The following is a 13,057-nucleotide window of genomic DNA, read 5'->3' on the forward strand; positions in this document are numbered from 1 at the left end:
TATTTGCTTAATACTAACTAGTCATTAATAACAATTTGTTCAATTTGACGATAACTATTTGCAATATAAGTTGGTTGAAAATCAAACTCATTAATATTTTTATTAGGATTAAACCAAATACTTTGTAATCCTGCTCTGGTAGCTCCCAAAATATCGGACTGCAATCGATCACCAACCATAATGGTATTATTAGCCGTTAAATCCGGAACCTTTTGAAACATCGGTTCAAAAAATTTAACATTTGGTTTCGAATAACCAATATCTTCTGAAATGAAATATTCCGCAAAATATTTATCTAAACCAGATCCGTGTAATCGTGCCAATTGAGTTCTTTTCACACCATTAGTCCCGACAAATAATGTAATCCCTGCAGCTTTCAATTCACCTAACAAATCACTAGCTCCGGGAACAATATAATAATTGTGATTCAGCATCTCTCGATACTGAGCCTCTAACTTAACTCCATCAGCCTCAATTCCGAATAATGCTAAGGTTTTTGAAAAACGAGTATTTAACAACGGCTGTGATTGGGCACCAGCTTCAATATTTTCCCAAATCTTTTTATTAAGCTTTAAATATGCCTTCATAGCTTGATTCACATCAGGAACATTTTGTTGACGTAAAATTTCAGTAACGTATTCCATTTCGCCTCGATGGAAATCTAAAACTGTGTCATCTAAATCAAAAATCATATATTTCATCATAATAATTTCCCTATCTTGTATTAACTAAGACTTTACTATATTCTTAACGGTTACTGCCACAAAAATCAAAAAGTTTGAGTCTTGATTTCTATCAAGACCCAAACCTTTTTAATTACCTTGTTTAGTATATTGGCTTCGTTCAAAAAAATAGTAATACATCATTGCCAAAATAAAGCCTGTTATTATACCAATCCCATTAGCTAAAACATCATTGATATCACTAATACGATTGATATAAAAAGTATGCGACAAATAATACTGCATAATTTCAAATCCTGCACCGAGCGAAAATCCTATCGGCACAATTGAAATTAATGACATATTTGAAAAAATTCGTTTAATTAAAAATCCCAACGGAATAGTTAAAATAATATTTTCGATAAAGCCTAATCCAATATAGATATAACGTAAATTAACTCTTCCTATACCAGCTGGCATGATATAAACTGCTGTACCAGTAAAAGATAATGGTGAAAACAAAATTGCGCCTAGAAAGGTCAAATAAGCTAGTCTAATTAATAATATTTTACGACGATTTGCATCATCAATATTACCAAGAATATAAAGTCCACCTAAAAATGCCAGACTCAATATAATTAATAACGGTATCCAACGCATCCATATCGCTCCTTTTTAACTTATTACGTCAATCATACCGTTTTTTGGTTCAAACAAAACGAAGAAAGTTAGACTTTTTTGTGAAGAATGGCAAAAAATATCCGATATTAATGTAAAAACATTGCTACATTGATAATCACAAGGCCAACAGCAATGACTACCCACCAATTTTTACTGATATAATCCCAAAAATTCATCTTTCCATAACGTCGGACATATGTATGTGTCTTAGGATCAAGCACAAATTCATCATCATCAATTTGTGGTTGATTCTTGATTCCGAAAACTAGATCATCCAAACCTACATTAAAAATTTCCGTTAATTTCACTAGGTTATTTAAATCCGGTGTTGAATCACCAGATTCCCACTTTGAAATGGCCTGTCTGGTAACAAAAAGTTTTCCCGCTAATTCATCTTGAGTAATGCCACGATCAGTTCGATACATTTTTAATTGTTGCGCAAACTTTGTCATTATTATCCCTTCTTTATCAGTGATTAATTCTTAACTCTATTCTGTTATATATTCTGCAATTGAACAAGCAAATCTTTAAGAGATTATGTAATAAAGAAAGTAAAATTTGCGCAACTAAAAACGTACAATCTTTTAATCAAACATTGATATATCAGGTTATTCAACGTTGCGAAGTGTCTCTTCAAACAAACATTATTAATTTGCTACAACGCTGTTCCAGTTTAATCGACAACAAAAGCGCCACGGAATTTACTCCATAACGCTTTTGTATTGCTACTTTATATCCATTTTTCCAATATTCTTTTCTCATAAACATATCGGTAAACCAAAACCAATGTCGCACCAATCACGATTCCAATTCCATTGGCGACTACATCACTAATGTCACTCGTCCGATTAATCAAGAACATGTGTGACAAATAATACTGCATCGTCTCAATGGCAGCTCCTGTCATTAAACCAATTGGTACCATTGAAACAACTGATACATTTGAAAAAGCTCGTTTGATTAAGAAGCCTAATGGAACTGTCAATGCAATATTTTCGATAAAGCCTAAATCATAAGTTATATGATATAAATTTACACTCCCAATTCCAGCCGGCATGATATAAACCGAAGTACCGGTGAAAGACATTGGTGTAAAAAGTATCGTTCCTAAGAATGTCACGTAGATCAAACTAACTAATGCTACGCGACGTCGATTAAATTCTTTAATATTGTTAAAAAGATAGATTCCACTCAACAGCGACAAAATCAAAATAATAAATAATGGCATCCAACGCATAAACAACACTCCTTTATTTAAATTTACTTTTAAGTTTTGATTGTTTGTTATTTAATTGATACTTCAATCCTACTATCGGTAAATTTAAAGAAGCTTAAATCAATACGACTTTTCTGTGATAAATGTGAAGAAAGTATTAAATAGTTGGTCAAAAAAAGGTCATTCGAGTATTAAGACAAAAAGCTAATACTTAGACTGCTAGACTAAATTCTCAATAAGAATATCAATTATCTCTTCACCGGAATCAAATTGTTCAAACTTTAAATTTAATACAGATTTAGGATAGTAATTATTTTTTCCCCAAGAACATCCTAAATCAATTATTGCAGAATGAGACCTTAATACATAATTATAATTACTAAAATAAGTGATGGTATTGCCAACTAATCTAACCTTTCCTTTGATTAACAAGTCACCTAAACATCCAATAACCTGTAGCTTTCTAGGAGTATTACCATCATTTTTTATTCTTACGTGATGTTCCTTGAAATTCAATTTATCCCTTTTACAATCATAATAAAATCTACTGGGATTTTCATTATAATAATCTATACCGCATAAGTGCATAAAATTATTCCTTTTACAAACCAAAGAAACTGTTTTGCTTTTGGTAATATAAGTAACTCGCTTATTTAGGAAATTCCTGTCATAAATAGCACAAGCTTTAACAAGAGTTCCCTTATACCTATTTAACATTTCAATGTCGGATGTGGTTGCATCATGCATACCCTCACCTTTACGCTGTCCCATGCAATAATTCCTTTCGTGCTAAGTGTAATTTATTCCTCAATAACTATATACGGTAAAACAAAATAAAAAAAAGCTGCCAGTAATTAAACTGACAACTCTTCGAGCAGATTTAGTTGTGGTCCCAGCGACCGGTACGCCCGTACGTCGTACATTTATGTCTGGTTTAGTTGTGGTCCCAGCGACCGATAGGCCCGTACGTCCTACATTTATATCTGGTTTTATAGATGTCTGCTACATCTCTCTTACTTACAAACACATTATACAGAGGACTGGTATAAACTTCAAGAATCTCACAGATTATAATTCTATAAGATAATTGAAAAGATTTCTCTATCTTTTTGGTTCTGTATGCCTTCTTTAATTAAACTTCTTTATCGAGTTCAGCAATTTGCTTTTCAACTTGGGGATTCAAACGGAATTCATCATAAGTTGTATCTGCACGATCAACAACTCCATCATTCGTCAAGTAGATTAAACGATTGGCAATTGTTTGAATGAATTGGTGGTCATGAGAAGCGAACAGGATTGAACCCTTGTAGTCAATCAAACCATCATTCAACGATGTAATTGATTCCAAATCCAAATGGTTAGTTGGATCATCTAATAGTAAGACATTAGCCTTCAATAACATCATCTTCGAAAGCATAACACGAACTTTTTCTCCACCGGAAAGAACATCAACATGTTTAGTAACATCGTCTCCAGAGAACAACATCCGACCTAAGAAACCACGCAAGAATGTATCATCATCCTCGCCCTTTTCAGCAAATTGACGCAACCAATCAATAATTGGTGTCTCTTCATTAAACATGGCATTAAAGTCTTTTGGCAAGTATGCTTGGCTAGTTGTTACACCCCAAGTAATTGTTCCTGAATCAGGTGTTAAATCACCAGCTAGAACACGGAATAATGCTGTTGTCTTCATATCATCTTTAGCTAAGAATGCCACTTTATCATCTTTGTTTAAAATAAAGCTAACATCCTTCAAGATTTGTTTGCCGTCGATTGTAACTGATAAATTATCAACCTTTAACAAGTCATTCCCGATATCACGGTTAGGTACAAACTTGATAAATGGATAACGTCTTGAACTTGGTTGGATATCATCTAAAGTAATCTTATCAAGCATCTTCTTACGTGAAGTAGCTTGTTTTGACTTAGACGCATTAGCTGAGAAACGTGCAATAAAGTCTTGCAATTCCTTAATTTTTTCTTCTTTTTTCGCATTTTGATCTTGTTTCATACTTTGAGCAAGTTCAGAAGATTGTTGCCAGAAATCGTAATTACCAGCATAAAGTTGAATCTTACTGTAATCAAGATCAGCCATGTAAGTACATACTTTATTCAAGAAGTATCTATCATGGGAAACAACGATAACTGTATTTTCAAAGTTGATCAGAAATTCTTCCAACCAATCAATTGAATCAACGTCCAAGCCATTAGTTGGCTCATCTAGCAAGAGAACATCTGGTTTACCAAAGAGTGCTTGTGCGAGCAAGACTTTGATTTTTTGACCAGCTGTCAAAGTGTTCATTTTAACTTGGTGTAATTTTTCAGGAATATTTAGTCCTTGGAGCATTTGGGAAGCTTCACCTTCAGCTTCCCAGCCACCCATTTCACCAAATTTAGCTTCCAAATCAGCTGCACGCAAACCATCTTCTTCATTGAAGTCTGGTTTAGCATAAATAGCATCTTTTTCTTGCATGATTTTATAAAGCTCAGTATGACCCATCAAAACAGTTTCCATAACTGTGTAGTCGTCATAATCAAAGTGGTTTTGTTTTAATGTAGCCAAACGTTCATTGGGTCCTAATTTAACAGAACCAGTTGAAGGCGCAATTTCGCCTGATAAAACTTTTAGAAAAGTTGATTTACCGGCACCATTAGCGCCAATCAAACCGTAACAATTTCCTGGTGCAAACTTAATATTTACATCCTCAAATAACTTTCGATCAGCAAAGTGCAAACTAACGTCAGTAACAGTAATCAAATATATAATCCTCATTTCTTCGAAGTAGTCTAGCTTGCATTATACGGGGAAATGTCATGATACGCAATGATATTCTTCACTTTTCCAACCAATTGGTACCTGCCTGAACATCGCTCCACTCGACGGCATCATATTTGTTTGTCTCCACGCGTGCCCAATAATACAATTCAATCAAGGATTTTGGAAAATCCTTGGGTTCCTCAATATATCTAGTACTGATCTGTTGGAATAATTTAGGAGCCAATTTGTCTAAATTATCGGTTTGTTCCAATATTTTTATATCTTGATCAACGATTACCTGCAAATCAGGACGTTTTTTCATTGCTGGATCACGGGCAACTTCTTTTAATTGAATTAGAAATTCATCTATAAAAGCCTCAAGCACCTTATTTTTTACCTGCTTGTTCATGAGCTCATCCTCTAATATTCTTAATGTCAAAATCCACCCATAATATATTCTATATTGAAATTTCTAACTACAAAAAAAAGCAAGTTTATAAAAAATCTTCTTCCCTACTTTGAGAAAAGAAGATTTTTTATAAACTTTAATTAATACGATGTGTTTCAATTTTTAACTCAATGCCATTTTCAGCATATTTTTTAATCATTGATTCAACACATTTATTTACAATTTCTTTACTACTTGTATCCATACTGAACTCAACCGTAATAGCGTATTCTTCCGAGAAAGCCTCCTCCTCCAAATAATGGTCGGTTAATCGAATTTTATTTTCATTTATAACTTCTAATTCAGTCTCTGTATAAGCTTTAACAATTTGGGTAGGTGACTCATTAAAATAATGGCTTTCCATTAATGAAAACATTGTTTCATCTGTAATGTATTTATTTAATTTTGCGTTTGGTTTTAATTTTGAAAACTCATTATCCATCCAAGTATAATTACTGATAAAATATTTAAAACACTTTTCTTTATCCATAAAGGCTTGATAAATTACGTTAGTTGCTTCTAAGTTTTCGTCTTTTTCAGTACTCAATTCAAAAGTTTGACCACTTTCTTTTGTAAAGATTATATCTATCCCACCTCTAAAACTTAAAAAACTGGAATTAACAAATTTTATATTTGGCGAAGGTTCATTATAATTATCAAAAATTTTCTGGAGGAGCCTATCAATCAGCGATTTATATATCAACTTGTGTTGATTTTCATCATATCTTTCTACATTTCCATCCAAATATTCCATTTCTGAATCACTTAAATATGAGATATTATCTACAAAATAATCGTAAACGTCCTGACTGTTCTTAAATTTATCGTATTCATTGTTGACCATGTCATCACTCTCCAGTTTTATCAATTAATTAATTCTTGAACAAGTAAACTCCATGCAAAAAAAACAATCAAATAAAAAAGTGAAGAAGAACTACTCGTTATCGTCTCCTTCCCTCTTTGACTAAAAGATATCTATTATGAAAACTATTTTCAATTGATTCCTTCAAAAAAAAATATTAGTTAATCAATATACAAAAGATTTTGTAAAAAAAATTCCATATTTCGGGATTAATTTGTATCGTAGTTATTAAATAATAAATCCTTCTAGAAAAATGGATACTTGTATTACAAAAATTACTAGAAGTATCGAAACAATCATTCGTTTCAAACTGACCTTATTTCCCCCATACGAAGACGTGTTTTATCCATTGTTAAATTTCCTCCATCATCAATTATGTGCCATTAAATATATTGCTAATGTTGTTGAAAGAATCCACAAACTGACATGAAACCAATTTGGAAGCCAAACTAAGTGGCAATGAAACCCGTATTCCAGTAACCAATCCCTCGATAATGACTATCACAAACGAATATACTCTCAATCCCGCTATGCCAATAACAAAACTATTTACCCAAAGCTAGTTGACCATTTTTAAATACAATCCTGCTAGTAAAAATATTAAAAGAACAATACTTGGAATAGTTTCAACTATTCTTCGCACTTTATTCAATATTTAATTGTGGCCTTACTTATGTTCAAAAAAACAATTAGTTTTGACTAATTTTACCAACACTCTGCTTATTTTTCCGTCCATTTTGTGGGACCTGTTGCCTATCCAAAATATAACGATTGATCAAATCAATAATCTGATCATTTTGTGGCAAATCTGAATGTTGTGCATCTGAACCAGAAACTGAGATGGTCGTAAAATGTTTAACTTGACCTTGATAAATATACTTCCCAGCTACCACGCTCCCTAACGGAACTAAGCCATCTGAATTATACGTTTGTGTTCCGGCAACGACATAAACATCCAAGCTTTTTGGCAGATTTTTACGATCGGCAATAAAGTCAGATAGCATCTGTGTCTTATGTTCAACAGATTTTTCATTAAAGTTATATGGCGAGCCAATTGTCATAAGACGTTTAATCGTAATTTTTGATGAGTAGCTACTATAATAATTTTCCAAAAAAACTGTATAAATCAAGCCACCATTGGAATGACCGATAGCCTTAAAATTATTAAATCTATATTCAGAAGTTAGCGCTTTAAAAGCAATGTTAAACCGCCGCGCTTGTTGTTTAATATTGCTATAACCATCATGATTATTTTCAAATCCAACCACAATAATTGGTTCATTGTCACCTTGTCGAATTTGACCTGAAACATGCAGTTTATCATCATTCGTCACACGTACTTTTAACAAACTGTGTTGATTTTTGAGACTTTTACCCTTATTTAGTTTCTTGACCAAAGTGTCAAAACGATTAACTGTCGCTGAACTTCCGGGAATCATAATTACTGGCGACATCTTTGAATTATGCCACTTCATTAAATCATCAACGTTGTTGCGTGACCACTGTAGCGACATCACAATCAATATGATCGAAATGATTACTCCAGTAGCAGCCCATATCCACTTATTAAATTTCTTCATCAGCGACACCTGCTTCTTCGATAATTTGATCGGCTAGCTTGACGAAAGGCATGTAAATTAAAACATCTAGGACAATTAAAACCACCCCGAAAATCAATGCCAACCAGTTACCATTAGTCCCAATGAAAGCAATTAATGGCCCCGGAGTCCCTGCAGGTACTGGATAAGCAGCAGCCGGAATCCATCGCAAAGCCAATAACCCTGCTGCTAAAATCATATTAACCAATGGGGCCAACAAAAATGGAATCAAGTAAATCGGATTAAATAATATCGGAATCCCTAACATCATTGCATAATTATTATTAAAAATTGCTGGAAAAATTGACCATTTGGAAACACGTCGATTATTAACTTTCTTCGAGAACAATAAGATCGCAATTATAAAGGCTAAAACAACTCCAGTTCCACCAAAGTTAGCAAAACTATGATAAAGCGTTGTATCCGTAAATTTAAATGGGACGTTCCAAGCCGAACCAGCTTTCAAAGCCGCGTTCATATTGGCTAAGGAAGCATTGTCACCAAATGATGGGCTATTGGTAAATGGTCCTCCGAATGCCATCCATGATAATAAATTTGTTAATAATCCCATACCCAAAACATATAACAACGCATTTATCTGTGTATGTTGTGTGACAAAACTAGCGACATATGTGGGAATTTCTAAGCGTCCAACTAGACCTAATATCATATTAATAATTGCTGATAAAACAATCACCACCGCGACTGGTTTAATTAGTTGAAATAGCTCATCTTTTTTGACATCGACTAGTTTAACCATAATTCGACCGCAAACATAGCCCACGATTAAAGAAATCAACATCCCTTCTGACATCAATCTCGGACTGAAATTTGGCATTCCCGAATCACTTAATTGAAACGAAATAATCAAAAATGAAAGCAATCCCACTGCCCCGGCAGCAGCTGACTTTCGACCATAAACTTTGGCCGTGTAATAAGCTGCTCCAAAAGCTCCATATAAAGCAATCATATCAATCGTACAATGAAAGATACTGCCCATAATCCAAGCCAAATCCCGATTATAAGGCAGCCACTTAGTAATTTTAAACAGCGTTGCCATAAATCCCGTTGGTGTCAAAAAGGCCCCCTTGATAACTTCCGCAAAACTCCCTAGTAACATAATCGGAAACATCATTTTTAAAGTATCACGCAAAATCAGCATCATCTTACTGCTGTAAAACCGTATCGAGATATTCAGTAATTTATTCATATCCCAGAATCTCCTCAATTTTTAATTCAATTTACTGTAGAATTTTTTCGACAAAAAAATACAACCATCAGGTATTTAAATATCCCTTCTGATTGTACATGTCTTATGAAAAAATAGAATTCTTTTTAACGTAATATTTAGAAACCTTTGAACAAAATATTACCTTGGCTGACAAGTGTATCAACTTGCAATAGCTTAGTCTTTCTATCAGTAACTGGTTCGAAAACAGTTGGATCTAAAAGTGGCACTTCCATACCATCCAACAGCTCCAAACTAAGCCATTGTTGTTGGGTCTCATCGACTGCTGCCAAATAATAAGTCACAGACTCGTTGGCACTGGATAAATCATTTAGTATCTTCTCGATAGTCTGATTATCTGCCCTAAAAGTCGTTAATTTCAACAAATAATCATTTTTACCACGGATTGTCATATCGTCCTGATTTGTTTTGATATATTTAGGAAGTAATTCCTGAAGACTTTTATCTGTCACTGCCTGTTGTGCCACTTGTCCATAAGCCTTAAATTGTGATGAATTTGCATGAACTTGATAAGCTGCTTCATTTTTATAAAGTTCAAAAACAAAGTTATCAATGCCCTTTTCATCTAAGTGAGTCGCATACATTGCCAGTGTCCCGGGTTCATTTTGATGTGAAGTTAATAGATTATTTACGCCCGCTTTAAGGAATGCTTCTCGTTTTTCTGCGGCAATTGTTAATTGATACATTCGAAAGATTGGTGTTTCAATTAATTTCATCTTTACACGACCTTATTGTAATGGTTTTAACTGCTCAATCACTTTTGCTGGAACACCACCGACAACACTATTATCAGGCACATCTTTCACAACAACTGCTCCGGAACCAACGATAACGTTATTACCAATATGAACACCGCCAATGACTGTCACATTGCCACCAATCCAGACATCATTCCCGACAGAAATTGATTTAGTATAAGTAATCAAATAACGGCTGCCATCAGCTCTTGTTCCGAAACGTTTGGTTGCGTCTAATGAATGCTGACCACAGTAGAACTTGGTATCTGGAGCCACAATCACTCGATCACCGAAGGTAATTAAATTAGAATCTTGGAAGAAACAGTTTCCATTAATAAAGTCATCATTTCCAAAACTAATATGCTTTCCATAAATAGCCTCAAAATGGCCATTAATCGTCAATCCTTGTCCAACTTTATTAAATAATTGCTTAATAATATCATTTTTCTGAGATAAGTCCGTTGTCTGATTAAGTTGTCCAATTAGCTTGCGACCGTTACTCAACATATTTTGTAGCTCAGGATCACGATAATCATAATCTTGTCCCGCTAAAAGTTTTTCGTGTTCAGTCATTGTCATAACAATTCCTCCAATTTTAGTAATCTAATCCTTCATCAATTAAATCCATATAATGCTGTGTAGCACATAAAGAATGCCGATTAGGTGAAAGCCAGTTATTTTTATTTAAATTTGCCAGTTGATTCATTTCCTTGGGCGTTAAATTAAAATCCCAAATTTCTAAATTGGCTTGCATATGTTGACATTGAGCAGCCTTGGGAATTATCACGGCACCAAGTTGCACCAAATAACGCAGTAAAACTTGGGCACTAGTTTTATGATACCTTTCTGCAATTTGTAAAACAGCCGGTTCTTGTAAAATTGCACCACTGGTTTCTCCAAGTGGTGCCCACGCCTCAGTTACTATGCCTCGTTCATTTTGAAACTTACGTAAAGCAGTCTGCTGTTGATATAAGTTTAATTCAACTTGATTGACAGCCGGAGTAATTTTCATTTGATGCGATAAATCTAACAATTGTCCAGCATCAAAATTAGAGACACCAATTGACTTAACTTTACCAGCAGCTACTAATTTTTCCAAATCCCGATATGCGCCATAGTAATCACCATAAGGTTCGTGCAATAAAACTAAATCCAAATAATCTAAGCCTAATCGCTGCAATGAATTATCAACTGATTGAGCAGTAATTTTATCACCAAAAAATGGTAACCAAACCTTGGTCGTTACAAATATATCTGCCCGAGGTACGGTTGTCTCCTGTAATGCTGCCCCAACAGCTCTTTCATTCCGATAAACTTGAGCAGTATCAATCAGACGATATCCGGCATTCAATGCATTCAAAACTGCGGTTTTGCACGTTTCAAAATCAGTTATTTGAAATGTTCCAAAACCTTCTTGTGGTATTTTTTGACCATTATTTAATTGAATCGTTGGAATCATTTTCTTACTCCCCTCATGCTCTTAACACTATCTATCATAAAACCACCAGATTTCCATGTAAAAGACTTATAATGGATATACATTGATACCCAAATTGTATTAAGTGGAGGAATAATTATGGAGACAAGAATTCTCAAATATTTTTTAACCATTGCCAAAATTGGTACCGTTTCAGCAGCGGCTCGGGAACTCCATGCTGCTCAACCAACTCTCAGTCGACAGATTCAACAGTTGGAATCACAATTGGGAACACCTCTTTTTATTCGCGAACGCCATCGAATGGTTTTGACTAAAGCTGGTTTAGCATATCAACTCCACGTTCAACAAATTTTATTGGAATTAGAACGTGCTAATCAATTAGTCCGTAACATTAATAATGATGAACTCACTGGAACCATTGATATTGGCTGTGTTGAATCAGCCGTCACCAGATTTTTAACTCCAAAAATCAGTCAATTTCATCAAGAAAATCCTAATGTTATTTTTAATATATATGACGCTTTTGGTACTGCTATTAAAGAAAGATTAGATCAAGGATTGCTTGAAGTAGGATTTGTCTCGACTCCAATTGATACAGCTAAGTATCACTATTTAAAGTTACCAATTCAAGACTTATGGGGCGTAGTTGTAAATGAAAGTAGTCATTTATTTCAACAATCAACTGTTTCCATGGAAGATTTAAAGGATATTCCTGTTATTATTCCACATCGACAATTAGTCAGAGATGACTTGTCCGATTGGTTACAAAAATCAGGCGTTTCCTTGAATGTTGTTGCTGAATATAATTTATTGACAAATGTTATTTATTTAACAAAAGCAGATTTAGGTACATTAATTTGTATTAAAGGCGTTGAATTACCGGCTGACAGTCACTTGAAATTCATCCCCTTTGAACCGCAACATCTTTTGAACCACTTCTTAATCTGGCGTAAAGGTACCGCTCTCAGTGAACCCGCTCAGGCACTCATTAATTTTATAAAGGGACAATTATCAGTCCAATAAAAAAACTTAGGCTAACTGCAATTGGCCTAAGATTTTTTACTTAGAATTATCAAATATTGCCATCATCAAACAATCTTTCCTTACCTACTGGTTTTAATTCCATTAGTTCTGGATTCTTCAAGTCAGCTTGAAAATCATGATTTTTAAATTCTTCAGATTCAAATATATTTACATGTTTTTTATTAATCGGAGTATAGATAATTGTTCCATCCACATTTTCAGCGACAGAATATTCTTGCCCGACTTGATCTTCTTTAAAAGGAACTGGCAAAACAAGTTTTCCGTTTAATTGCTCTAGTTTAACTTTTTTATCCATGACAACGTCTCCATTATTTTGATAAGTACTCCATTATACTGTTTTTAATTTTATTTATACGACAGA

15 protein-coding genes are annotated in these 13,057 nt (G+C 34.0%); 1 reads left to right on the forward strand and 14 read right to left on the reverse strand.

The annotated features are described in order from the left end of the window. Positions 1-17: 17 nt before the first annotated feature. The 13 genes from FD31_RS00775 to FD31_RS00835 form a co-directional block, all read right to left on the reverse strand. Positions 18-704: a YjjG family noncanonical pyrimidine nucleotidase gene (locus FD31_RS00775; protein WP_057890851.1), complete on the reverse strand. Its 687-nt coding sequence runs from the start codon at positions 702-704 to the stop codon at positions 18-20. A 108-nt stretch (positions 705-812) separates the two neighbouring features. Then, complete coding sequence (locus FD31_RS00780; RefSeq protein WP_057890852.1) at positions 813-1,322, reverse strand: VanZ family protein; 510 nt, start codon at positions 1,320-1,322, stop codon at positions 813-815. A 107-nt stretch (positions 1,323-1,429) separates the two neighbouring features. After that, positions 1,430-1,795 carry a helix-turn-helix domain-containing protein gene (locus FD31_RS00785; RefSeq protein WP_057890853.1) on the reverse strand — a complete coding sequence of 122 codons (366 nt, stop codon included), beginning with the start codon at positions 1,793-1,795 and terminating at the stop codon, positions 1,430-1,432. Between the two features lie 278 nt (positions 1,796-2,073). Then, on the reverse strand, positions 2,074-2,580 hold the full coding sequence (locus FD31_RS00790; RefSeq protein ID WP_057890854.1) for a VanZ family protein: 507 nt from the start codon (positions 2,578-2,580) through the stop codon (positions 2,074-2,076). A gap of 198 nt (positions 2,581-2,778) precedes the next feature. After that, a complete protein-coding gene (locus tag FD31_RS00795; protein ID WP_057890855.1) occupies positions 2,779-3,330 on the reverse strand; it encodes a PBECR4 domain-containing protein in 552 nt (183 codons plus the stop codon). 361 nt (positions 3,331-3,691) lie between these two features. Beyond that, positions 3,692-5,320: an ABC-F family ATP-binding cassette domain-containing protein gene (locus FD31_RS00800; protein ID WP_057890856.1), complete on the reverse strand. Its 1,629-nt coding sequence runs from the start codon at positions 5,318-5,320 to the stop codon at positions 3,692-3,694. Between the two features lie 76 nt (positions 5,321-5,396). Then, entirely contained in the window at positions 5,397-5,729 is a 333-nt protein-coding gene (locus FD31_RS00805) for a bacteriocin immunity family protein (protein WP_057890857.1), read from the reverse strand. A gap of 136 nt (positions 5,730-5,865) precedes the next feature. Then, entirely contained in the window at positions 5,866-6,612 is a 747-nt protein-coding gene (locus FD31_RS00810) for a hypothetical protein (protein ID WP_057890858.1), read from the reverse strand. Between the two features lie 707 nt (positions 6,613-7,319). Continuing rightward, positions 7,320-8,210, reverse strand: coding sequence for an alpha/beta hydrolase (locus FD31_RS00815; RefSeq protein ID WP_147007265.1), 891 nt, complete (start codon positions 8,208-8,210; stop codon positions 7,320-7,322). Then, on the reverse strand, positions 8,197-9,438 hold the full coding sequence (locus FD31_RS00820; protein ID WP_057890859.1) for a PTS transporter subunit EIIC: 1,242 nt from the start codon (positions 9,436-9,438) through the stop codon (positions 8,197-8,199). Before FD31_RS00820 ends, FD31_RS00815 begins: the two co-directional genes overlap by 14 nt. A 137-nt stretch (positions 9,439-9,575) precedes the next feature. Beyond that, positions 9,576-10,193, reverse strand: a complete 618-nt coding sequence (locus tag FD31_RS00825) for a putative quinol monooxygenase (RefSeq protein ID WP_057890860.1) — start codon at positions 10,191-10,193, stop codon at positions 9,576-9,578. A 12-nt stretch (positions 10,194-10,205) separates the two neighbouring features. After that, positions 10,206-10,793, reverse strand: a complete 588-nt coding sequence (locus FD31_RS00830) for a sugar O-acetyltransferase (protein ID WP_057890861.1) — start codon at positions 10,791-10,793, stop codon at positions 10,206-10,208. A 16-nt stretch (positions 10,794-10,809) separates the two neighbouring features. Further along, a complete protein-coding gene (locus tag FD31_RS00835; RefSeq protein ID WP_057890862.1) occupies positions 10,810-11,673 on the reverse strand; it encodes an aldo/keto reductase in 864 nt (287 codons plus the stop codon). Positions 11,674-11,790: 117 nt separating this feature from the next. On the opposite strand from FD31_RS00835, the gene FD31_RS00840 reads away from it, so the two are divergent. Continuing rightward, positions 11,791-12,675, forward strand: coding sequence for a LysR family transcriptional regulator (locus FD31_RS00840; RefSeq protein WP_057890863.1), 885 nt, complete (start codon positions 11,791-11,793; stop codon positions 12,673-12,675). Between the two features lie 49 nt (positions 12,676-12,724). Here FD31_RS00840 and FD31_RS00845 read toward each other — a convergent pair whose 3' ends face one another. Further along, entirely contained in the window at positions 12,725-12,991 is a 267-nt protein-coding gene (locus FD31_RS00845) for a hypothetical protein (RefSeq protein ID WP_057890864.1), read from the reverse strand. Positions 12,992-13,057: the final 66 nt, after the last annotated feature.

Source organism: Companilactobacillus nantensis DSM 16982, assembly GCF_001435815.1.
GTDB classification, from domain to species: Bacteria; Bacillota; Bacilli; order Lactobacillales; family Lactobacillaceae; genus Companilactobacillus; species Companilactobacillus nantensis.

Excerpts from the sequence above, each read along its gene's own strand:
- FD31_RS00795 (WP_057890855.1), bottom strand. The coding sequence starts at position 3,330 with ATGGGACAGCGTAAAGGTGAGGGTATGCATGATGCAACCACATCCGAC.
- FD31_RS00845 (WP_057890864.1), bottom strand. The coding sequence starts at position 12,991 with ATGGATAAAAAAGTTAAACTAGAGCAATTAAACGGAAAACTTGTTTTG.
- FD31_RS00835 (WP_057890862.1), bottom strand. The coding sequence starts at position 11,673 with ATGATTCCAACGATTCAATTAAATAATGGTCAAAAAATACCACAAGAA.
- FD31_RS00815 (WP_147007265.1), bottom strand. The coding sequence starts at position 8,210 with ATGAAGAAATTTAATAAGTGGATATGGGCTGCTACTGGAGTAATCATT.
- FD31_RS00785 (WP_057890853.1), bottom strand. The coding sequence starts at position 1,795 with ATGACAAAGTTTGCGCAACAATTAAAAATGTATCGAACTGATCGTGGC.
- FD31_RS00790 (WP_057890854.1), bottom strand. The coding sequence starts at position 2,580 with ATGCGTTGGATGCCATTATTTATTATTTTGATTTTGTCGCTGTTGAGT.
- FD31_RS00825 (WP_057890860.1), bottom strand. The coding sequence starts at position 10,193 with ATGAAATTAATTGAAACACCAATCTTTCGAATGTATCAATTAACAATT.
- FD31_RS00840 (WP_057890863.1), top strand. The coding sequence starts at position 11,791 with ATGGAGACAAGAATTCTCAAATATTTTTTAACCATTGCCAAAATTGGT.
- FD31_RS00805 (WP_057890857.1), bottom strand. The coding sequence starts at position 5,729 with ATGAACAAGCAGGTAAAAAATAAGGTGCTTGAGGCTTTTATAGATGAA.
- FD31_RS00775 (WP_057890851.1), bottom strand. The coding sequence starts at position 704 with ATGATGAAATATATGATTTTTGATTTAGATGACACAGTTTTAGATTTC.
- FD31_RS00780 (WP_057890852.1), bottom strand. The coding sequence starts at position 1,322 with ATGCGTTGGATACCGTTATTAATTATATTGAGTCTGGCATTTTTAGGT.
- FD31_RS00830 (WP_057890861.1), bottom strand. The coding sequence starts at position 10,793 with ATGACAATGACTGAACACGAAAAACTTTTAGCGGGACAAGATTATGAT.
- FD31_RS00810 (WP_057890858.1), bottom strand. The coding sequence starts at position 6,612 with ATGGTCAACAATGAATACGATAAATTTAAGAACAGTCAGGACGTTTAC.
- FD31_RS00820 (WP_057890859.1), bottom strand. The coding sequence starts at position 9,438 with ATGAATAAATTACTGAATATCTCGATACGGTTTTACAGCAGTAAGATG.